At 65.0% G+C, this 19,813-nt stretch carries 19 protein-coding genes, 1 tRNA gene and 1 pseudogene; 12 read left to right on the forward strand and 9 right to left on the reverse strand.

Features of this window, described 5'->3' with window-relative positions:
* Positions 1–35 precede the first annotated feature (35 nt).
* Complete coding sequence (gene wrbA / locus ACK5JE_RS04355) at positions 36–635, reverse strand: NAD(P)H:quinone oxidoreductase (protein WP_416800478.1); 600 nt, start codon at positions 633–635, stop codon at positions 36–38.
* A gap of 111 nt (positions 636–746) precedes the next feature.
* On the opposite strand from wrbA, the gene serS reads away from it, so the two are divergent.
* A complete protein-coding gene (serS, locus tag ACK5JE_RS04360; RefSeq protein ID WP_416800534.1) occupies positions 747–2,084 on the forward strand; it encodes a serine--tRNA ligase in 1,338 nt (445 codons plus the stop codon).
* A 48-nt stretch (positions 2,085–2,132) separates the two neighbouring features.
* Here serS and ACK5JE_RS04365 read toward each other — a convergent pair whose 3' ends face one another.
* A complete protein-coding gene (locus ACK5JE_RS04365) occupies positions 2,133–2,495 on the reverse strand; it encodes a hypothetical protein (RefSeq protein ID WP_416800479.1) in 363 nt (120 codons plus the stop codon).
* Positions 2,496–2,631: 136 nt separating this feature from the next.
* On the opposite strand from ACK5JE_RS04365, the pseudogene ACK5JE_RS04370 reads away from it, so the two are divergent.
* Positions 2,632–2,790 (forward strand): annotated as a pseudogene (locus tag ACK5JE_RS04370) (transposase); the annotation flags it as partial.
* A gap of 110 nt (positions 2,791–2,900) precedes the next feature.
* On the opposite strand, the gene ACK5JE_RS04375 reads toward ACK5JE_RS04370, so the two are convergent.
* From ACK5JE_RS04375 to ACK5JE_RS04385, 3 genes are all read right to left on the reverse strand, one after another.
* A tRNA-Ser gene (locus tag ACK5JE_RS04375) sits at positions 2,901–2,991 on the reverse strand.
* A gap of 232 nt (positions 2,992–3,223) precedes the next feature.
* Positions 3,224–4,294: an alkene reductase gene (locus tag ACK5JE_RS04380; protein ID WP_416800480.1), complete on the reverse strand. Its 1,071-nt coding sequence runs from the start codon at positions 4,292–4,294 to the stop codon at positions 3,224–3,226.
* Between the two features lie 90 nt (positions 4,295–4,384).
* On the reverse strand, positions 4,385–4,732 hold the full coding sequence (locus ACK5JE_RS04385) for a carboxymuconolactone decarboxylase family protein (RefSeq protein WP_416800481.1): 348 nt from the start codon (positions 4,730–4,732) through the stop codon (positions 4,385–4,387).
* 231 nt (positions 4,733–4,963) lie between these two features.
* On the opposite strand from ACK5JE_RS04385, the gene ACK5JE_RS04390 reads away from it, so the two are divergent.
* A complete protein-coding gene (locus ACK5JE_RS04390; protein WP_416800482.1) occupies positions 4,964–5,887 on the forward strand; it encodes a DMT family transporter in 924 nt (307 codons plus the stop codon).
* An 83-nt stretch (positions 5,888–5,970) separates the two neighbouring features.
* On the opposite strand, the gene ACK5JE_RS04395 is transcribed toward ACK5JE_RS04390, so the two are convergent.
* Positions 5,971–6,702, reverse strand: coding sequence for an ABC transporter substrate-binding protein (locus ACK5JE_RS04395; protein WP_416800483.1), 732 nt, complete (start codon positions 6,700–6,702; stop codon positions 5,971–5,973).
* Between the two features lie 85 nt (positions 6,703–6,787).
* On the opposite strand from ACK5JE_RS04395, the gene ACK5JE_RS04400 reads away from it, so the two are divergent.
* Together ACK5JE_RS04400 and ypfH are read left to right on the forward strand one after the other, a co-directional pair.
* Positions 6,788–7,354, forward strand: coding sequence for a DUF924 family protein (locus ACK5JE_RS04400; protein WP_416800484.1), 567 nt, complete (start codon positions 6,788–6,790; stop codon positions 7,352–7,354).
* A 38-nt stretch (positions 7,355–7,392) separates the two neighbouring features.
* Positions 7,393–8,136, forward strand: coding sequence for an esterase (gene ypfH, locus ACK5JE_RS04405; RefSeq protein ID WP_416800485.1), 744 nt, complete (start codon positions 7,393–7,395; stop codon positions 8,134–8,136).
* Positions 8,137–8,201: 65 nt separating this feature from the next.
* Here the strand turns inward: ypfH and ACK5JE_RS04410 are convergent, their stop codons facing one another.
* The 3 genes from ACK5JE_RS04410 to ompA form a co-directional block, all read right to left on the reverse strand.
* On the reverse strand, positions 8,202–8,882 hold the full coding sequence (locus ACK5JE_RS04410; protein WP_416800535.1) for an HAD family hydrolase: 681 nt from the start codon (positions 8,880–8,882) through the stop codon (positions 8,202–8,204).
* 5 nt (positions 8,883–8,887) lie between these two features.
* Positions 8,888–9,595, reverse strand: coding sequence for a bifunctional 2-polyprenyl-6-hydroxyphenol methylase/3-demethylubiquinol 3-O-methyltransferase UbiG (gene ubiG, locus ACK5JE_RS04415; protein ID WP_416800486.1), 708 nt, complete (start codon positions 9,593–9,595; stop codon positions 8,888–8,890).
* 104 nt (positions 9,596–9,699) lie between these two features.
* On the reverse strand, positions 9,700–10,266 hold the full coding sequence (gene ompA / locus ACK5JE_RS04420; RefSeq protein WP_416800487.1) for an outer membrane protein OmpA: 567 nt from the start codon (positions 10,264–10,266) through the stop codon (positions 9,700–9,702).
* A gap of 485 nt (positions 10,267–10,751) precedes the next feature.
* On the opposite strand from ompA, the gene gyrA reads away from it, so the two are divergent.
* From gyrA to cmk, 7 genes are read left to right on the forward strand one after another with little or no spacing between them, the layout of a single operon-like run.
* A complete protein-coding gene (gene gyrA / locus ACK5JE_RS04425) occupies positions 10,752–13,430 on the forward strand; it encodes a DNA gyrase subunit A (protein WP_416800488.1) in 2,679 nt (892 codons plus the stop codon).
* The gene (gene serC, locus ACK5JE_RS04430; protein WP_416800489.1) at positions 13,427–14,560 is read left to right on the forward strand and encodes a 3-phosphoserine/phosphohydroxythreonine transaminase; all 1,134 of its coding nucleotides are present in this window, start codon (positions 13,427–13,429) and stop codon (positions 14,558–14,560) included. Before gyrA ends, serC begins: the two co-directional genes overlap by 4 nt.
* On the forward strand, positions 14,550–15,638 hold the full coding sequence (pheA, locus tag ACK5JE_RS04435) for a prephenate dehydratase (RefSeq protein ID WP_416800490.1): 1,089 nt from the start codon (positions 14,550–14,552) through the stop codon (positions 15,636–15,638). The genes serC and pheA overlap by 11 nt, the downstream gene beginning before the upstream one ends.
* An 11-nt stretch (positions 15,639–15,649) precedes the next feature.
* Positions 15,650–16,762 (forward strand): histidinol-phosphate transaminase, encoded by a 1,113-nt coding sequence (gene hisC, locus ACK5JE_RS04440; protein WP_416800491.1) that lies wholly within the window; start codon positions 15,650–15,652, stop codon positions 16,760–16,762.
* On the forward strand, positions 16,759–17,703 hold the full coding sequence (locus ACK5JE_RS04445) for a prephenate dehydrogenase (protein ID WP_416800492.1): 945 nt from the start codon (positions 16,759–16,761) through the stop codon (positions 17,701–17,703). Before hisC ends, ACK5JE_RS04445 begins: the two co-directional genes overlap by 4 nt.
* On the forward strand, positions 17,700–19,043 hold the full coding sequence (aroA, locus tag ACK5JE_RS04450) for a 3-phosphoshikimate 1-carboxyvinyltransferase (RefSeq protein WP_416800493.1): 1,344 nt from the start codon (positions 17,700–17,702) through the stop codon (positions 19,041–19,043). Before ACK5JE_RS04445 ends, aroA begins: the two co-directional genes overlap by 4 nt.
* A gap of 58 nt (positions 19,044–19,101) precedes the next feature.
* Positions 19,102–19,800 carry a (d)CMP kinase gene (gene cmk, locus ACK5JE_RS04455; protein WP_416800494.1) on the forward strand — a complete coding sequence of 233 codons (699 nt, stop codon included), beginning with the start codon at positions 19,102–19,104 and terminating at the stop codon, positions 19,798–19,800.
* The last annotated feature ends 13 nt before the right edge of the window (positions 19,801–19,813 follow it).

The raw sequence follows: 19,813 nt of genomic DNA on the forward strand, positions 1-19,813 counted from the left end.
CGTCCTGGACGTCTTGTCCGTCTACCGCTGACGGATCATCCGAACAGCTTGCACGCGATTTCCGCCACGTGCCGGCCCTGAAAACGCGCGCCGTCCTGTTCGTTGGCCGATGGTTTGCGTGAGCCGTCGCCTCCGGCGATGGTGGATGCGCCATAGGGCGCTCCGCCAGTGACTTCGTCCAGGCGCATCTGACCCTGGAAGCTATAGGGCAGGCCCACGACGACGAAGCCGAAATGCAGCATGTTCGAGATGATCGAAAACAGCGTGGTTTCCTGGCCGCCATGCTGTGTCGCTGTGCTGGTGAATGCGGCCCCTACCTTGCCATTCAACTGGCCGCTGGCCCACAGACCGCCCGCCTGGTCCAGAAAATTCGCCATTTGTGAGCACATGCGGCCGAAACGGGTGCCGCAGCCGATCAGAATGGCATCGTAGTCGGCCAGTTCCTTGACCTGCGCCACGGGCGCGGACTGGTCGAGTTTGTAGCCCGATTTGCGGGCGATTTCCTCAGGAACCAGTTCCGGCACACGTTTGATGTCGACCGTGGCCCCCGCGGATCGGGCGCCTTCGGCAATGGCCTGGGCCAGGGTTTCGATGTGACCGTAGGTCGAGTGGTAGAGCACCAGTACTTTCGCCATGAGAAGGCTCCTTTCCTGAGAGATGCCTCATCCCGTCCGTTGCATGACGCAGCCGCGACAGGATGGGGATTGAATACAATAGCTCTTTTCACGAATCTTCGTTATTTCGACATGCTCGACACCAATCTGCTGCGCAAGGACCTGGATCGCGTCGTGCGGGCGCTTGCCCGGCGCGGCCTGGCCTTTGATACGGACCGTTATCACGCTCTGGAGGCCCGCCGCAAAGCCGTCCAGGTTCAGACCGAAGAACTGCAGGCGCGGCGCAATGCGCTCGCCAAGCAGATCGGCCAGTTGAAGTCGCGCGGCGAGGACGCCTCGGCCGTGCTGGCCGAATCCCAGGCCATCCCCGACCGGCTCAAGGCCCTGGAACAGGATCTGGGCGCGGTGCAGCAGGAATTGTCCGCCTGGCTGATGACCCTCCCCAACTTGCCCGACGACAGCGTGCCGGATGGCGCCTCCGAGGCCGACAATATCGAGGTCCGCCGCTGGCTGCCGGGCGCGGCCGGAGCGGACGGCAATCCAGCCAGCCTGGGTTTCGAACCGCGCGATCACGTTGCCCTGGCCGAGCCTTTCGGGCTGGATTTCGAGTCGGCCCGGTCGTTGGTGGGCGCGCGCTTCATGATGTTGCGAGGCCCCATCGCCCGCCTGCACCGCGCGTTGGCGCAGTTCATGCTGGATGTGCAGACCGGCGAGCACGGTTACCAGGAATGCTATACGCCTTACATCGTCAATGGCGCTACCTTGTACGGTACCGGCCAGTTGCCCAAGTTCAAGGACGACATGTTCTGGGTGACCAAGGGCGGTCAGGGCAGCACACCGGACGACGAGGATCCGGTCGAGGATCTGTACCTGATTTCCACTGCGGAAATCCCCCTGACCGGGACGGTGCGGGACCGCATTCTGGATGCGCAGGAGCTGCCGTTGCGGCTGACCGCGCATACACCGTGCTTCCGCTCCGAGGCGGGCAGTGGCGGACGCGACCTGCGCGGCCTGATCCGCCAGCACCAATTCGACAAGGTCGAGATGGTGCAGATTGTGCATCCGGACCAATCCTGGCAGGTGCTCGATGAGATGGTCGGTCACGCCGAGCATGTCCTGCAGGCGCTGGGCCTGCCGTACCGCACCGTGCTGCTGTGCGCGGGCGATATGGGCTTCGGATCAGCCAAGACCTACGATCTGGAGGTCTGGCTGCCGGCGCAGAATACCTGGCGCGAAATCTCATCTGTGTCGAACTGCCTGGATTTCCAGGCGCGACGTCTGCAGGGGCGCTTTCGCCCCGAGGGCTCCAAGGCCAAGCCGGAATACCTGCATACCCTGAATGGGTCGGGGCTGGCCGTGGGACGCGCCCTGGTGGCGGTGCTGGAAAACTACCAGCAGGCCGATGGCAGCATTGCGATTCCGTCTGTGCTGCGCCCCTACATGGGGGGGCTGGAGGCGATCCGGGCCTGAGCGGTCAGACGCGGGATCTGGCTGAGATGCATGCCGGCCTCGCCAGGCTCATGTTTTGTGGGTCTTCGGGCCTCGATAACGCCGCATGCCGGTCTGATTCGATGCCTCCGCGTCTGTGGCGGCAGATCGGCCCGACCGATGGGTGCCGCTGCGTGTGATCAGAAGCAGGCATCCTATCCAGAACAACAGCGTCAGGATTGTTGCCAACAGGCTGTGAAGGCTGTCGTAGCCGGTTGCGGCCGAGGCCTGGATGTCGAAGGTGTCGGCGATGGGCGGGATATTGCCCAGGCCCTCGACCAGCAAGCGACCGGGCAAGGTGAAGGCCCATTTCAGGGCGCCAATGATCTCCCATCCGGCAACCGAGCCGTTGCCGTCGACGTCGAGCACGAATTGCAGGGCTTGGATGTTCATGGCGGACCTCCTGCTGCGTCTGATGCTTAGTTCACTATAGGCGGTTCCATGGTTTTGATCAATGCAGCCGTGCTTCCTGGGGCATTTCCTCAAGCTCTGGCAGCAGCACGATCCCGAAGGTCACAAGAGCCCTGATCGCTCAGTTCGAACCTCCAAACCCAATGGAATCACCGAAGGATTCCACACCAAGATGGAGATGCTCTTGCGTAGGGCCTACGGCTTCAGGAATTTTGAGAATTACCGCATGAGGGTCTTGGCTCAATGCGGTTGGAACGGTGTCATCAACCGTGTCTGATGAATGCCTATCCCCAGTTAATGGGGTAGAGCCACACCCTGCTGCGGACACTGATGGCGACAAAGGGAGGGAAACCGGTGGTAACCGACATCCCCCGTTTTGTTCCGAAGTGGCGGAGAGGGTGGGATTCGAACCCACGGTACGGGGTTACCGTACGCCTGATTTCGAGTCAGGTACATTCGACCACTCTGCCACCTCTCCTAGTATGACTGCGGTCAAGCGTGGAATTCTAGCATAGAACGGGCCCACATCTTGGCTAGCCGGCCTCTGTTCAACATTACCGCAAAAATCCGCCATCGCCGCCCTCATGTTCTGGAACAGCATGATCTCAGGGTAGTGTTCCACCCCCCGACCCAAGAGGTGGAGCCGCGCAAATCCTCCGGGAAGAGGCCGTCGATTTTCATCTACAGCGAGCGCGGCGATCTTCGTATCGTCAGGCTGGCGCCTGGCACTGATCGAGGGCGGAATAGTCGGTATAGCCTTCGGGCCCGGAGGCGTAGAACAGTTCACGCCGGGGCGTGTTCAGCGCGGCGCGCTGCATGAATCGGGCCGGCAGGTCGGGATTGGCGATGAACAGCCGGCCAAATGCTGCCGCGTCTGCGTGGCCTTGCGCCAGTTTGCGTGATGCCTGGTCCTGGTCGAGCCCTTCGTTGATGATGAACTGTCCCGGAAATGCCTCCCGCATCATCGGTGCCAGACTGTCCGGACCGTCATGTTCGCGCAGGCAGAGGAAAGCGATGCCGCGTCGCCCCAGGGCCTCGGTCACCGTACCAAAGGTCTCGCGGGGTTGCGCATCGCCCATGTCATGGCTGTCGCCTCGCGGCGACAGATGGACGCCGACGCGCCCGGGCATCCAGGTCTCGAGGATTGCATCCGTGATCTCCAGCAGCAGCCGGACCCGGTTCTCGATGGAGCCGCCGTAGGCGTCCGTGCGCTGATTGGCGCCGCTCTGCAGGAATTGGTCGAGCAGGTAACCGTTGGCGGCGTGGATTTCCACGCCATCGAAACCCGCTGTCCGGGCGTTTTCCGCGCCTTGCCGGTAGGCCTGGATGAGACCGGGGATTTCCTCGATGTCCAGCGCGCGAGGCGTGACGTAGGCTTTCCTGGGCCTCACTAGACTGACGGTTCCGGCGGGCTGGAGGGCGCTGGGCGCGACCGGCGTTACGCCGCTCAAGTACAGCGGATCGGAAATGCGGCCCACGTGCCAGAGTTGCAGGATGATCCGTCCGCCTGTCTCATGCACGGCGGAGGTGACTTTCTGCCAGCCCCGGACCTGATCGTCGGACCAGATGCCGGGTGTGTCCGGGTAGCCGACGCCCATCGGGGTGACGGCGGTCGCCTCGCTGATGATCAGGCCGGCGCTGGCGCGTTGTCGGTAGTATTCGACCATCAGTTCACCGGGAATGCGCCCGGGCTCGGCGCGGCAGCGGGTCAGGGGGGCCATGATGATGCGGTTGGGCAGCAACAGATCGCCGAGCTGAAGCGGGTCGAACAGGTCAGGCATGTGCGTTTCCTGGAGAGACGAGACGAGGGGGGCGCCGCTGGCGCGCTGGAATCGCGGCGGCGCGTGGCGCCCATGAGGCGCGATCCATGATCAGGTCTGTTTGTGCCCTGGCAGGTCTGTCAGGGTTTGCAGCGCCAGGGCGGAATGGGCGTAGGCGCCGCCCGCCCGCATCTCGGCCGCGACCCAGATGGCTTCCATGACCTCCGCATCGGATGCGCCCGCGCGCGCCGCGCCTTCGGTGTGACCTTTGATGCAATAGGGGCACTGGGTGACGTGGGCCACGGCCACGGCGATCAGTTGCTTGGTTTTCGCATCCAGCGCGCCGGGGGCAAAGACGGCCTTGCTGAAGGCCTTGAACGCAGACAGGGCCTCGGGGGCAAGTTCGGCGCGCCGCTTGGCCAGTTCAGGGGTGAGTTGGGGGTACATTGGGGAATCCATGGTGCGGGTCTCCTGAAATCGGGTTCGGAATCATCATAAACCCGCGCGCCGAGCGTAACCAGGAAAGTCCGGGACGGGCGGCCGGGAATCGGGCGCGTGTCGCTGGGTGGCGTGTTGCGCGGGGGGCATGTCGCCGGGCGCGAGTTGCCGGGTGCGAGTTGCCTGGAGTCAGGCAGGCCGGCAGCGCGGGACAGGCCTACAATGACAGCTTTTCATTTCCAGGTGATTCGCATGGAATCCCGTCTGCCCATGGATGGTCTGGCCTCCGGTCTGATGCTGGTGCTGTGTCTGATCTGGGCCATGCAGCAGATCGTGCTCAAGGCGACGGCCCTGGATTTTGCGCCCATGTTCCAGATCGCTGTGCGCAGCGCGGTGGGCGGGGTGCTGGTGATTCTGTTCATGGTCTGGTCCGGCGAGCGCCTGAGCGGCGTCCTGGATCTGTGGCGTCCGGGGCTGCTGGCCGGCACGCTGTACGCACTGGAATTTGTGCTGGTCGGCGAAAGCCTGCGGCATACTTCGGCCGGTCATGTTGTGGTGCTGTTGTATACGGCGCCGATTTTCGCGGCCTTGGGACTGCACTGGAAACTCCCCGATGAACGGCTGGCGTCCGTCCAGTGGCTGGGCGTGGCCCTCGCATTTGGTGGCGTGGCGCTGGCGTTTTTGTGGCGTGATGCCGGCGCCCGGGCGGCCGATACCTCCATGCTGTGGGGCGATCTGCTGGCCTTGTTGGGCGGGGCGGCCTGGGGCGCCACCACCGTGGTGGTCCGGGTGACGCGGATGGCCGCGCTGCCTGCCAGCCAGACGCTGCTCTATCAACTGGTGGTGGGCGCGGCATGGCTGTTGGCAGTGTCGTTCCTGATGGGGCAGACGACAGTCCGCATGACGCCGATGGTCTGGGCCAGCCTGGCCTTTCAGTCCGTGTTCGTCGCGTTCCTCAGTTATCTGACCTGGTTCTGGCTGCTGCGCAAATACCTCGCCTCCCGCCTGGGGGTGTTTTCCTTTCTGACGCCGCTGTTCGGCGTCATGCTGGGCGCCTGGCTGCTGGATGAGCCATTGGGGGCGGGTTTTCTGGGCGGCACGTTGTTGGTGGTGCTGGGCGTCGTGCTGCTGAGCGGCTATGGCTGGTACCGCCATTGGCGGGACCGGCGGAGGTAAGCCGCGAGGCGACATCTCGGCGATCGGCGACGGCAAGCCTCGGGGCGATGCCCCGGGTCCGTGGCGGTGGGCCGCCGGGCGCCTCAGGACGCGGTGAGGGCGGGGGCGACCGAGGCGCCCTGGATGCCGTGGCGCGTCAGTGCCTGGGCCACGAGGCCGGACGCCTTGCAGCGTTCGACAAAGTCGGTCAGCGCGGTGGCCGCATGCGCCGGGCGTGATCGGGCCAGGCCCATGGCTTGTTCGATCACCATGAACCGGCCCGGCAGCAGCCGCACGCCGCCGACCCGGTCCGCGTCGGCCTGGAGTTGCTGGCGCACCCCTGCGGCGACCTCCTGGCCGCCCGCCAGGAAGTCATCCACCACGCGTTGAGAGTTTTCCGCCCGCACGATCTCGGCCTGCTGCAGATGGCGACTGAGATACAGATCATAGGCGCTGCCCTGGCCAACCACGACGCGATGGCCGGGCTGGTCGACCTCGGTATTGTCGTGCAGCGGAGCATCCATCCGGACCAGATAGGCCCCTTCGATGAGTACATAAGGCGGGGTGAAGGCGATGCCTTCGCCGCGTTTGGGGTCGATGGCAAAGAAGCCGATGTCGGCCGCCCCGGTGGTGACGGCTTCGACGGACTGCATGGCCTTGTCGAACACCACGAGTTCCAGCGGCACGTCGAGCTCCCGCGCGAGCGCGCCGGCGAGATCCACGGACACGCCGCAGACCTCGCCGCTGTCTGTGTCGCGTCGGGCCAGCAGGGGATTGCCCAGGTTGATCGAGGCACGCAGGGTGCCGGTAGGGGCGAAGTCGTTGGACAGGGACATGGCGGACCTGGCAGCAAGGGAGGGTCATGTGATTGTAGAGGGAACGATGTACCGTAGGGTATCTCATCGATTTCCGAGGCTTTCCATGTCATCTGATGCCACTTCAATGTCCGGCGCGTTGCCCGAGGCGGCGCGTGCCGTGCTGTCGTTCTGGCGCGAGGCGGGGCCCCGCCGCTGGTTTTCCAAGGACGACGCCTTCGATGCCGCGTTCCGCGATCGATTCCGGGATGCGCATTTTGCTGCGGCCCGCGGCGAGCTGGACGATTGGCTGGATCAGCCTGAATCGGCCCTGGCCTTGATCCTGCTGCTGGATCAGTACCCTCGCAATGCGTTCCGGGGCACCGGGCACATGTTCGCCACGGATGGTCTGGCCCTTGCCTGTGCCCGGCGTGCGCTCGTCTTTCTGGACCTGATCGATCCCGAGCTGCGGGGCTTCGTCTGCCTGCCGTTCATGCATGCCGAGGATCTGGCGGTTCAGGAGGCGTCCGTCGCCCTGTACACCCGCGAGGTGCCGGGCTCTCTGAGCTGGGCGATCGAGCATCGCGACATTGTGCGGCGATTCGGGCGGTTTCCGCACCGCAACCGCGCGCTCGGCCGTGCGACGACCCCCGAGGAACAGCAGTTCCTGGATGCCGGGGGATTCGCGGGCTAGGCAGTTACACTAGAGAATCTCTGATTTTCCGTGTTCTCATGCCTGATTCACATCCTGCTCCCCTGATCATCGAACCGTCCGCGGGCCCGCCCGCGCAGCTTTTCGTCGTGCTGCACGGCGAGTCCGCCGCGCCGGATCAGGTGCTGGAATTGGTGGCGGCGATTCGCCAGGCTTTTCCCCAGGCATTGATCGTCCAGCCTCACGGGCCGTTCGGCATCGGTGCAGCCCGACGCTGGATTGCGCGTGAGGCCCCGGATGCGGAAACCTATGTGGATCTGGTGGCCGAAGCAGGACTTGTTCTGGCGGGCGAGGTGCGCGCCTTGCAGCGCCGCTATGGCCTGGACGGCCAGCAGACGGCGCTGGCGGGATTTTCCGAAGGCGCCGCCGTGGCGCTGGAGGCTGTCTGCGCGCAGGCGGGGCTGGCGGGCAGGGCGCTGCTGTTTTCCACCCGCTTCGCCACGCTGCCGCTGGTTGCCCCCGCATTGACCACCCTGCATCTGCTGCACGGCGCGGCAGACCGCACGGCTCCGGTCGATCAGGCGCGTCAGGTCCATGGACACCTGGCCGACCTGGGCGGGGATGCCACATTGGACATGGCCTCGAATGTGGGCCATGAGCTCCATGATGCCTTGATCCGTCAGGCCGTCGTACGCTTGCAGACTTATCTGCCGCAGCGCAGCTGGGAGGCCGTGATGGGCTCGCCGGACCTCCGGGTCGATGAATACGATGCCGATGATGGGGCCTCGGACGAGGACGTCGGAGGCGGCGGCACCTTGCACTAGGGCCTGACGGTCGGCCGTCCTTTCTGCCGATGATCTGAGCCGTGCGCCGGCCGGCGCAGACGCGCCTACGCCGATCGGATCAGCCCGCCGCCAGACCAGCGCTGGATCAACGGCCAGAGTTCCGCCGGTGTGCTGGCAAGGGCATCGGCGCCCCAGCGGGTCGGGTCGTCGAGCGAGCAGTAGCCGTAGGCGACGGCCACGGTCGCCATGCCCGCCGCCAGACCGGCCGCGATGTCGCGCGCGTCGTCGCCAATGTAGATGCAGTGTTCGGGGGCGAAGCCGGCCTGGCGGGCGGCATGCCGCAGCGGTTCCGGATGCGGCTTGGTGTGAGGGGTGGTATCGCCGCCCACCGTCACGAGGCAGCGATCCTGCAAGCCCAGATGGCGCACGATGGGCAGCGCCAGCGATTCGATCTTGTTGGTGACGATGCCCCAGCCGTACTTGTGCTCACCCAGCTGGTCCAGCAGTTCAGGAATGCCGGGGAACAGCTTGGTATGCACCAGCATGGCCTGGGCGTAATCGTGCAGGAAACGCTGACGGACGGCCTCGTATTCATCGGACCGGTCATCCAGATCCAGGGCAGCCTTGAGCAGGCCGCGCGCGCCATGGGAGGCATACGGTCGCAAGTTCTCGTAGGGCAGGGGGGGCAGGCCCCGATACAGGCGTTGCTGGTTCGCGGCCGCGGCCAGATCCGGCGCCGTGTCGGCCAGCGTGCCGTCGAAATCGAACAGGACGAGGTGGTGCATCGTGCTCATGCCGGGCGCCGTGCGGCCATCAGGTAATTGACGCCGGTGTCCGGTGTCAGGCTGTAGCGCCGGGTCAGTGGCTGGTAGCCCATGCCGGACAGTCCGACGACCTCCAGTCCGGCAGAGCGCGCAGCGGCCGCCAGCTCGCTGGGGGTGATGAAATGTTCGTAGCTGTGTGTCCCCCGGGGCAGCATGCGCATGAGGTATTCGGCGGCGACGATCGCCAGCAGAAAGGATTTTGGATTGCGATTCAGCGTGGAAAAACACACCAGGCCGCCGGGGCGGACCAGTTGGGCGCAGGCGCTGACGACCGAGGCCGGGTCGGGTACGTGTTCCAGCAGCTCCATGCAGGTGACAAGATCGAATTGCCCCGCCTGCTGCTGCGCGTAGTCCTCGGCGCTGGCGCATTCGTATTGGACCTTGATTCCCGACTCATGACCGTGCAGGCGCGCGATCTGGAGAGATTGCTTGGCCAGGTCGATGCCGGTGACCTGGGCGTCTTCGGCGGCCATGGCCTCGGCCAGCAGGCCGCCGCCGCAGCCGACGTCCAGAGCCTGCAGGCCCTGCAGCGAACCGGCCTGGGCGCGGATCCAGTCCAGGCGCAACGGGTTGATGTCGTGCAGGGTCTTCAGTTCACCCTGGGGATCCCACCAGCTGGAGGCGAATGCGCTGAATTTGTTGAGTTCCGCCGGGTCGGCGTTGTCTGCGTGCATGGGGCGGGCTCCAGATGAAACCAGAAATGAATAGGGCTCCGTTCAACGGAGCCCTATTGTAGCCGCCGCACACGGGGTGCGGCGGCATCGGATGACCTGCAGGATTACTTGCGGGTACCGACGATTTCGATTTCCACGCGACGGTTCTGGGCGCGGCCCTGACGAGTCTTGTTGGACGCGACAGGTTGCAGTTCGCCCTTGCCTTCGGCGTAGATGCGATCGGCGGGAACACCCTTGCTGATCAGGTATTGCTTGACCGTGCTGGCGCGGCGCTCAGACAGCTTTTGGTTGTAAGCCTGGGCACCGATGGAGTCGGTATGGCCGGTTGCGATGACCGTTTCCAGGTTGATCGAACCCGCTTGTTGAGCGACTTGATCCAGCACTTGACGGCCTTCGGGCTTCAGCGTGGCTTTGTCGAAGTCAAAGAAGGTGTCGGCGTTCAGGACGACCTTGCTGGCGGTCGGAGCCACGACAGGGGCTTCGGCAACGGCACCGCAACCTTGGGCAGCAGTGGCGGGCGTCCAGAAGGCATCACGCCAGCAGTTCTGGCCACTTGCGTCTTTCCAGACATGACCGTCCACATTGGTCCAGTTGTCGGAAGCCGAGGCGGTGCCGACGGCAGCCATGGCAGCAATGGCGAGTCCAATAGCGATTTTGGAGGGTTTGTTCATGTTTCTCCTCGTTTGAGCATGATGCTTGAAAGTGACCGCAGCGAACCCCCGCCGCATATAGAAAGAACGCTTCCAGTATAGCAATGTCGAGCTGGAATACTCTGAGTTGCGCTGGGTTTCATGCGTGTTAGGCGAAATCTTAAGGCATTTCCTTCGCCGGGTTAAGCACAAATCCTTTCGTGCGCTTTATGGGCCTGTTTTATAGGGGTCGCTGGGGATTGCTGTCGGCTTTTTGCAACATTCGAGGGGTTTCAGGGGGGTATCCGGGATGTGCGTGGTCCATCGGCGTGTTCCGTCGGGGCGTCAGTCCAGGGATGTAGAGCGAATGATAGAATCACTGATTGGCCTGGGTGTCAGGTAAAACGGGTCATCCTCCTTGGCTGCGCCGGATGTGCGCAGCGGAGCGGGGTGAGGATTTGCGATCCGTCGTGCCGGGCGCCATGCGGTCCAGTCATTCAAGCCTGAAAGGTTTTTTCGGATACGTCATGGATTCTTTCGCTAAAGAGACCCTGCCCATTTCGCTCGAAGACGAAATGCGGCGCAGCTACCTGGATTACGCCATGAGCGTGATCGTGGGGCGCGCACTGCCGGATGTGCGCGACGGCCTCAAGCCCGTGCATCGGCGGGTGCTGTTCGCCATGCACGAGCTGAATAACGACTGGAACCGCGCGTATAAAAAATCAGCGCGTATCGTCGGTGACGTGATCGGTAAATATCACCCCCATGGCGATTCGGCGGTCTACGACACCATCGTGCGCATGGCGCAGGATTTCTCGCTGCGCTACATGCTGGTCGACGGCCAGGGCAATTTCGGCTCGATCGATGGCGACAATGCGGCGGCCATGCGTTATACCGAGGTCCGCCTCTCGAAGATCGCTCACGAACTGCTGGCCGACATCGACCAGGAAACCGTGGATTTCGGGCCCAATTATGACGGCAGCGAACAGGAGCCGCTGCTGCTGCCGTCGCGCCTGCCGAACCTGTTGGTCAACGGCAGCGCCGGGATCGCGGTGGGCATGGCGACCAATATCCCGCCGCACAACCTCTCCGAGGTCGTCGAGGGCTGTCTGTACTGCCTGCGCAATCCCGATTGCACTGTCGACGAATTGATCGAGCGGATCCCCGCGCCGGATTTCCCCACCGGCGGCATCATTTACGGCATGACCGGTGTGCGCGAGGGTTATCGCACCGGACGCGGGCGGGTGGTCATGCGGGCCAAGGTCCATTTCGAGGACATGGAACGCGGCAACCGCCAGGCCATCATCGTTGATGCCATTCCCTATCAGGTGAACAAGAAATCCCTCCAGGAACGCATCGCCGAGCTGGTCAACGAGAAAAAGATCGAGGGCATCTCCGACATCCGCGACGAGTCCGACAAGGACGGCATGCGTCTGGTCATCGAGCTCAAGCGCGGCGAGGTCCCCGAGGTCGTCCTGAACAACCTCTACAAGAACACCCAGCTGCAGGAAACCTTCGGCATGAACATGGTCGCGCTGGTCGATGGCCAGCCGCGCCTGCTGAACCTGAAGCAGATGGTGGAGTATTTCCTGCGGCATCGCCGGGAAGTCGTCACCCGCCGCACCATTTTCCAGCTGCGCAAGGCGCGTGAACGCGGTCATGTGCTCGAAGGCCTGGCCGTGGCGCTGGCCAACATCGATGACTTCATCGCCATCATCAAGGCGGCGCCCACCCCGCCGGTGGCGCGCCAGGCCCTGATGGACCGCAGCTGGGATTCCTCCCTGGTGCGCGAGATGCTCGAACGCGCCGACGCCAACGTCGCCTCGGGCGGGCGGGCGGCCTACCGTCCGGAAGGCCTGGATACGCATTACGGCCTGCAGGCCGACGGCGAGTACCGGCTGTCCGAGGTCCAGGCCCAGGAAATCCTCAACATGCGCCTGCAGCGCCTGACCGGACTGGAGCAGGACAAGATCGTCGGCGAATACCGCGAGATCATGGACACCATCGCCGATCTGCTCGATATCCTGGCCCGCCCGGAGCGAGTCACGGCGATCATCGGTGACGAGTTGCAGGCGATCCGTACCGAGTTTTCCAACGCCAGCAATGACCGGCGCCGCTCGGAAATCGAATACAACGCCACCGAACTCGAGACCGAGGATCTCATCACCCCCATGGACATGGTGGTGACGCTGTCGCGCAGTGGCTACATCAAGAGCCAGCCTTTGTCGGAATATCGCTCACAGAAACGCGGCGGTCGCGGCAAGCAGGCCACGGCCACCAAGGAAGACGACTGGATCGACCAGCTCTTCATCGCCAATACGCACAACTATCTGTTGTGCTTCTCGGACCGGGGTCGCGTCTACTGGCTCAAGGTCTGGGAGGTGCCCCAGGGGTCGCGCAATTCGCGGGGCCGCCCCCTCGTGAACATGTTCCCGCTGGTCGATGGCGAGACCATCACGGTAGTGCTGTCGGTCAAGGCTTTCTCCGACGACCATTACGTCTTCATGGCCACCTCGCGCGGCACGGTCAAGAAGACCCCGCTGTCGGATTTCTCCAATCCCCGCAAGGCCGGGATCATCGCGGTCGGCCTGGACGAGGGCGATTTCCTGATCGGCGCCGAACTGACCGATGGCGAGCATGACGTGATGCTGTTCTCGGATGCGGGCAAGGCGGTGCGTTTCGACGAAAACGACGTGCGCCCGATGGGCCGCACCGCGCGCGGTGTGCGCGGCATGTCGCTGGAAGAAGGCCAGACCGTCATTGCGCTGCTGGTGGCCGAAGACGAGTCCCAGAGCGTGCTGACGGCCACTGAGAACGGCTACGGCAAGCGCACGTCCATCGCCGAGTACACGCGGCATGGCCGCGGGACCAAGGGCATGATCGCCATTCAGACCTCGGCGCGCAATGGCAAGGTCGTCAGCGCCGTGCTGGTGCAGCCCGAGGACGAGATCATGCTGATCACCACCAGCGGGGTGCTGGTGCGCACGCGGGTTTCCGAGATCCGCGAGATGGGCCGCGCCACGCAGGGCGTCACGCTGATCAACGTGGACGAGGACAGCCAGCTGTCCGGCGTGCGCCGTGTCGCTGAAAGCGATGCCGACGAGACCGACGAAGACGCCGCGGCTGGCGAACAGGCTGCGGATGACGGAGCGCCGCCGGCGGATCAGCCGTCCGGCGCGCAACCCGATGCGGAGCGGGAGCCATGAGCCGCCCCTGGAACTTTGCGGCGGGCCCCTCCACGCTGCCGCTCGAGGTCCTGCAGCAGGCCGCCGCCGAAATGTGCGACTGGAACGGCAGCGGCACTTCGGTCATGGAAATGAGCCACCGCGGCAAGCACTACAGCCGCATCCGCGACGAGGCCGAGGCCGACCTGCGCGCGCTGCTTGCCGTGCCGGACGATTTCGAGGTGCTTTTCATGCAGGGCGGCGCTTCGGCGCAGAATGCCATCGTGCCGTTGAATCTGATCGGCCGTGCCGGTCTGGACAGGGCGGACTACATATTGAGTGGTCACTGGGCGCGTAAATCCTGCAACGAGGCGGCGCGGTATGGCGATATCGCCGTGGCTGCCACGGCCGAGTCAGCCATCGACATCGGCGGCCGCCGTTATGACGCCTGGTGCTGGCTGCCCGAGCAAGACCAATGGCGGGTCCGCCGCGATGCCGCCTATCTGCATCTGTGCGCCAACGAGACCATCGGCGGGGTCGAGCAGGCGGTCATGCCCGACATGGCGGCCCTGGGAGCGTCCGACGTGCCGCTGGTGGCCGACATGTCCTCCAACATCCTGACCCGGCCGATCGATTTCTCGCGGCTGGGCATGGTCTATGCCGGGGCGCAAAAGAACGCCGGCCCGGCCGGGGTGACGCTGACTTTCGTGCGCAAGGACCTGATGGGGCATGCGTTGCCGTCTTGTCCTTCCGTATTCGACTACGCCAATGTGGCCGGCGCCCAGTCCATGTTCAATACGCCACCGACCTACGCGATCTATATGGCGGGTCTGGTCTTCAAGTGGCTGTTGCGCCAGGGCGGTGTGGCCGCCATGGATGCGGCCTGCGAACAGAAGTCGCGCGCGCTGTACGATTATCTGGACCGTTCCTCGTTTTACGAGAACCGCATCGCGCCGGACAACCGCTCGCGCGTCAACGTGCCGTTCTTTTTGCGCGACGAATCCCTGAACGCCGCCTTTCTGGCAGAATCCGAGGCTGCGGGGCTGCTGGCCCTGAAGGGCCACAAGGCGGTGGGCGGTATGCGGGCTTCGCTGTACAACGCCATGCCCCTGGAAGGCGTGCGGGCCCTGATCGAGTTCCTCAAGGATTTCGAGGCCCGTCATGGCGGATGACACCCTTCAGTCCCGGCTGGACCCTCTGCGCCAGCGCATCGATGCGCTGGATACGCAGATTCTGGATCTGCTCAATCAGCGCGCCCGCGCGGCGCTCGAGGTCGGCGAGGTCAAGATGGCCTTCGATGCGGCCGGGCCGATTCTCAAGCCCGAGCGTGAGGCCCTGATCATCCGCCGTTTGCAAGCGGACAATGGCGGGCCGATCCCGGAAGAGGCGGTCGCCGCGATCTGGCGTCAGATCATCTCGACCTGTCGCAGCCTGGAAAGCGTGCTGACGGCCGCTTTCCTCGGGCCCCAGGGGTCGTTCTCCGAAGAGGCGGCCTACGAGCATTTCGGTCATGCCATCACCAGCCTGCGCTGCGAGTCCTTCGACGAGGTGTTCCGTGCCGTCGAGGCCGGGCAGGCGGATGTCGGCATGATTCCGGTGGAAAACTCCACCGAGGGCGCCGTCAATCGCAGTCTGGATTTGTTGCTGAATTCCTCCCTCAAGGTGCTGGGCGAGCGCACCATCCGCATCCATCACAATCTGCTCACCCTGACCGGCGGACTCGAGGGTGTCACCCGGGTCCTGGGCCATCCCCAGGCCCTGGCCCAGTGCCAGGCCTGGCTCAGTCGCAACCACCCGGAACTGGAACGCCTGCCGGTGGCCAGCAACGCCCAGGCCGCGCGCATGGCGGCGGAGGACCCAGCCTGCGCGGCGATAGCCGGAGAGGCGGCGGCGGCGGCCTGGGGGCTGAGCACTGTGGCCAGCGGAATTCAGGACGATCCACAGAACCAGACCCGCTTCGTGGCTGTCGGGCCGCGGGATGCCGGGCCGACCGGTCGTGACAAGACAAGCCTGGTGCTGGCCGTGCCGAACCGTGCTGGCGCCGTCTACGACATGCTGGCGCCGTTGTCGCGTCACGGCGTCTCCATGACGCGTTTCGAGTCGCGCCCCGCGCGGACGGGGCAGTGGGAATACTATTTCTACGTTGATCTGCTGGGTCATCGGGATGATGAGCCTGTCGCACTGGCTCTGGCCGAGCTGCGCCAGCAGGTCGCTTTCTTCAAGGTGCTGGGGTCCTATCCCCGGCAATGAGGAGCGTTTCCATGACAGACATTCCCGCCCCCGCCCATATCCGGGCCATCGCGCCCTATCAGGCTGGCAAGCCGATCGAGGAGCTCGCCCGCGAATACGGACTGGACCCGGCAGGCATCGTCAAGCTCGCCTCCAACGAGAATCCGCTCGGATGTTCCGGTCGGGTGCGGGCCGCGCTTGGCGAGGCCGTTGATGCCCTGCATGGTCGCTATCCGGACGCCAACGGGTTCGATCTGAAAGCGAGCCTGGCGATGCGGCATCAGGTGCCGGCCAGCTGGGTCACACTGGGCAACGGCTCCAACGATCTGCTGGAGCTCGCTTCCCTGGCGCTCCTCGATGAAGGCACGTCGGCCGTCTACGCGCAGCATGCGTTCGTGGTCTATCGTCTCAGCACGCAGGCGCGGGGGGCCCGCCACCTGATGGTTCCGGCCCGGGATTACGGTCATGACCTGGACGCCATGCTGGAGGCGATCGCGGACGATACGCGGCTGGTCTTCATCGCCAACCCGAACAATCCCACCGGTACGCATGTGCCCGGCGCGCGCGTGCGGGCCTTCCTGGAGTCCGTCCGGGAACGGCATGCGGACCGTGTGACCGTGTTGCTGGACGAGGCGTATGACGAGTACCTGGATCCCGATGAGCGGGTCGACAGTACGCGGTGGGTGCGTGAGTTTCCCAACCTGATCGTCACCCGCACCTTTTCCAAGGCCTATGGCCTGGCCGGGCTGCGGGTCGGCTACGCACTGGCGCAGCCGGCATTGACCGATCTGCTCAATCGGGTGCGACAGCCCTTCAACGTCAATATCCTGGCCCAGATCGCCGCGCGCGTCGCCCTGGACGATACGGATTTTCTGGCGCAGACCTATGCGCTGAACAAGACCGGCCGCGCGCAACTGCAGGAAGGCTTTGCCGCCCTCGGGCTGGATTACGTCCCCAGTCATACGAATTTCGTGCTGGTGCGCGTGGGCGATGCCGCCCGTGTGAACGATCAACTCCTGCGCCAGGGGGTCATAGTGCGGCCTGTCGCCGGCGACGGCCTGCCCGAACACCTGCGTGTCAGCATCGGGCTGCCCGGGGAAAACACCCGGCTGCTCGATGCCCTGAAATCCGTCTTGCAGGCATGAGCGATCCTGGGGCATCCCTTCCGCCGCCGGGCCGCCCCCAAGGCGAAGGCGCTGCCTGGGGCGCCCCGCTCGTCCCGGTGCTGGCCGTGGTCGGCACCGGACTGATCGGCGGGTCGTTTGCGGCAGCCTTGCGTCGGGTGGGGCAGGCGGGCCGGGTCCTGGGGGTCGGCCGCCATCCGGCTTCGCTGCGCCGTGCGCGCGACCTGGGTCTGATCGACGAGATCGCCGACCTGCACCAGGCGGCGGCCCAGGCCGATCTGATTTTTCTCGCGACGCCGGTGGGTGCCATGGCGCCGATCCTGCGCGACCTCGAGCCCGTCCTGCGGCCGGATACCCTGATGACCGACGCCGGCAGCACCAAGGTCGATGTGGCGCGTCTGGCGCAGGATCTCCTGGGCGACCGGCATGTGCAATTCATCCCTGGCCACCCCATTGCCGGATCGGAAATGACGGGCCCCGAGGCGGCTGATCCCATGCTGTACCACGGCCGCAAGATCGTGCTGACGCCGTTCGAGGATACGCCGGGCCTGCTGCAGCATCGCCTGATCCGGATCTGGGAGGCCTGCGGCGCGCGCATTGCGCTGATGACGCCCGAAGCGCATGACCGGGCACTGGCAGCCGTCAGTCATGTGCCGCATTTTCTGGCGGCCGCCTACATGGCGCAGATCATCCGGGCCGAGGATGCCGATACGCGACTCAGTCTGGCTGGGACCGGATTCCGGGATTTCACCCGGATTGCCGCAGGCTCGGCCGAGGTCTGGCGCGACATCTTTCTTTCCAACCGCGCCGCAGTGCTGCGCGAACTGGATGATTTCGACCAGGTGCTGCGCCAGCTGCGGGCAACGCTCGAGGGCGATGCCGACGCCGCGACACTTGAATCCCTGCTCGATCAGGCCGCACTTGCCCGCCGTTTCTGGGGCGGCAGGAGTCAGATGCAATGAACACGACCCATGCCGACGTGCGTGAATCCTCCCTGTGCCTGACACCCGCTGTATCTGCGCGCGGCACGGTGACGCTGCCGGGCTCCAAAAGCATTTCCAATCGTGTCCTGCTGCTGGCCGCGCTGGCAGGCGGAACGACCGATCTGGAAGGGCTGCTGGATTCCGACGATACGAGGGTCATGCGCGCGGCATTGCAAGCCCTGGGTCTGGATTTGCGCGAGACCGGCGCCGGTCAGGTGCGTCTGGCCGGCGCTACCGACTGGCCGCAAAAGCAGGCTGATCTGTTCCTGGGTAACGCGGGCACCGCCTTCCGGCCGCTGACGGCCGCCCTGGCGGTGATGGGCGGCGAGTACCGCCTGTCGGGCGTACCGCGCATGCATGAGCGGCCCATCGGCGATCTGGTCCAGGCGCTGCGCGGGCTGGGCTGCGAGATCGATTACGAGGGTCAGGACGGATATCCGCCGCTGCGGATCGGCCTGGGCCGCCTGGATGCGCGTCGGGCCGTGCGGGTGCGTGGCGCCGTGTCCAGCCAGTTTCTGACGGCCCTGCTGCTGGCGGCTCCGATCGCGGCGTGTCGGACCGGACATGATGTGGTCCTCGAACTGGATGGCCCGCTGATCTCCAAGCCCTACATTCTGATCACCCTGAACCTGATGGCGCGCTTTGGCGTGCATGTGCGGCGCGAGGGGTGGGCCCGGTTCATCATTCCGGCCGACGCATGCTACCAGAGTCCGGGGCGCTACCGGATTGAGGGCGATGCCTCGTCCGCCTCGTATTTCCTGGGGCTGGGCGCTCTGGCGGGCGGCCCGATCCGCATCGAGGGCGTCGGCGGTGACAGCATCCAGGGCGATGTGGCTTTCGCCGAGGTGGTCGAGGCCATGGGCGCGCAGGTCGAGCGCGAGTCCGATGCCCTGGTGGTGCGGGGCCGCGCGGTGGCCATGGGCGAGCGCTTGAAGGCCTTTGACCGGGACTTCAACCTGATTCCCGACGCCGCCATGACTGCGGCCGTGCTGGCCTTGTATGCCGATGGCCCTTGCCGGCTGCGCAATATCGCCAGCTGGCGGGTCAAGGAAACCGATCGCATCGCCGCCATGCATGCCGAGCTGTCCCGGCTGGGCGCGCGTGTGCAATCCGATGCGGACAGCCTGACCGTGCATCCCTTGCCGGCCGCCGACTGGCGTCCCGCCGAAATCCGGACGTACGACGATCATCGCATGGCGATGTGCTTTTCCCTGGCGGCGTTCGGGCCCGTGCCGGTCACCATCCTGGATCCGGGCTGCGTCAGCAAGACCTATCCCGACTATTTCACGGACTTTCGCCGCCTGCTCGAAACCGATTGAGCGGCCGGCCGTCCAGGCCCCTGAATGGCGGGCCACTCATCGAAGAAAGGAATCCTCCATGCGCGCCGAATTTTCTGGTAATGACGTCTCCTTGCGGTCTGCGCCGGTCATCACCATCGATGGCCCGACGGCCTCGGGCAAGGGAACGATCGCCCAGCGGGTGGCTCAGATCCTGGGGTGGCGCGTGCTGGACAGTGGCGCGCTCTACCGGCTGACCGCGCTGGCTGTCCTGCGGGAAGGCGGGGATGGCACCGATGAGGCGCAGGCGGCCCGCCTGGCCCGGAATCTGGATGTGCGCTTCGAGCCGGAGGCCATCTACATGGATGGCGAGGACGTCGGCCACCTGATCCGCCAGGAGGTCGTCGGCAACCTGGCTTCGCGCGTGGCCGCCTGGCCGGCGGTGCGCGAGGCGTTGATGGCGCGCCAGCGGGATTTCTGCCGCCTCCCCGGTCTGGTGGCGGATGGGCGCGACATGGGGACCGTGGTCTTTCCCGATGCGCCACTGAAAATATTTCTCGATGCGGCTGTCGAAGTGCGTGCGCAACGGCGCTATAAGCAGTTGAAGGACAAGGGTTTTTCTGCTAATCTAGCAAGTCTTTTGCAAGACCTTCGGGATCGCGATGCGCGAGACCGGGGTCGAGCGCATGCGCCGCTTGTCGCGGCGGCGGATGCCATCACCATGGATTCGTCCCGTCAGGGGATCGATGACGTGGTGCGACAAGTGTTGGACCTCTGGTCCGCACGCGGGCCTGCCTGACGAGGCGTCGCTG

Origin of the sequence: Castellaniella sp. (genome assembly GCF_047971665.1) — a bacterium.
In the GTDB taxonomy this organism is placed as follows: domain Bacteria; phylum Pseudomonadota; class Gammaproteobacteria; order Burkholderiales; family Burkholderiaceae_B; genus Castellaniella.

Bases quoted from the DNA above. Each gene is read 5' to 3' on its own strand.
- serC (WP_416800489.1), top strand. From the start codon at position 13,427: ATGAGCCGCCCCTGGAACTTTGCGGCGGGCCCCTCCACGCTGCCGCTC.
- ACK5JE_RS04395 (WP_416800483.1), bottom strand. From the start codon at position 6,702: ATGTCCCTGTCCAACGACTTCGCCCCTACCGGCACCCTGCGTGCCTCG.
- pheA (WP_416800490.1), top strand. From the start codon at position 14,550: ATGGCGGATGACACCCTTCAGTCCCGGCTGGACCCTCTGCGCCAGCGC.
- ACK5JE_RS04380 (WP_416800480.1), bottom strand. From the start codon at position 4,294: ATGCCTGACCTGTTCGACCCGCTTCAGCTCGGCGATCTGTTGCTGCCC.
- ACK5JE_RS04365 (WP_416800479.1), bottom strand. From the start codon at position 2,495: ATGAACATCCAAGCCCTGCAATTCGTGCTCGACGTCGACGGCAACGGC.
- ACK5JE_RS04390 (WP_416800482.1), top strand. From the start codon at position 4,964: ATGGAATCCCGTCTGCCCATGGATGGTCTGGCCTCCGGTCTGATGCTG.
- ypfH (WP_416800485.1), top strand. From the start codon at position 7,393: ATGCCTGATTCACATCCTGCTCCCCTGATCATCGAACCGTCCGCGGGC.
- hisC (WP_416800491.1), top strand. From the start codon at position 15,650: ATGACAGACATTCCCGCCCCCGCCCATATCCGGGCCATCGCGCCCTAT.
- ACK5JE_RS04445 (WP_416800492.1), top strand. From the start codon at position 16,759: ATGAGCGATCCTGGGGCATCCCTTCCGCCGCCGGGCCGCCCCCAAGGC.
- ACK5JE_RS04400 (WP_416800484.1), top strand. From the start codon at position 6,788: ATGTCATCTGATGCCACTTCAATGTCCGGCGCGTTGCCCGAGGCGGCG.
- serS (WP_416800534.1), top strand. From the start codon at position 747: ATGCTCGACACCAATCTGCTGCGCAAGGACCTGGATCGCGTCGTGCGG.
- aroA (WP_416800493.1), top strand. From the start codon at position 17,700: ATGAACACGACCCATGCCGACGTGCGTGAATCCTCCCTGTGCCTGACA.
- wrbA (WP_416800478.1), bottom strand. From the start codon at position 635: ATGGCGAAAGTACTGGTGCTCTACCACTCGACCTACGGTCACATCGAA.
- gyrA (WP_416800488.1), top strand. From the start codon at position 10,752: ATGGATTCTTTCGCTAAAGAGACCCTGCCCATTTCGCTCGAAGACGAA.
- ompA (WP_416800487.1), bottom strand. From the start codon at position 10,266: ATGAACAAACCCTCCAAAATCGCTATTGGACTCGCCATTGCTGCCATG.
- cmk (WP_416800494.1), top strand. From the start codon at position 19,102: ATGCGCGCCGAATTTTCTGGTAATGACGTCTCCTTGCGGTCTGCGCCG.
- ubiG (WP_416800486.1), bottom strand. From the start codon at position 9,595: ATGCACGCAGACAACGCCGACCCGGCGGAACTCAACAAATTCAGCGCA.
- ACK5JE_RS04385 (WP_416800481.1), bottom strand. From the start codon at position 4,732: ATGGATTCCCCAATGTACCCCCAACTCACCCCTGAACTGGCCAAGCGG.
- ACK5JE_RS04410 (WP_416800535.1), bottom strand. From the start codon at position 8,882: ATGCACCACCTCGTCCTGTTCGATTTCGACGGCACGCTGGCCGACACG.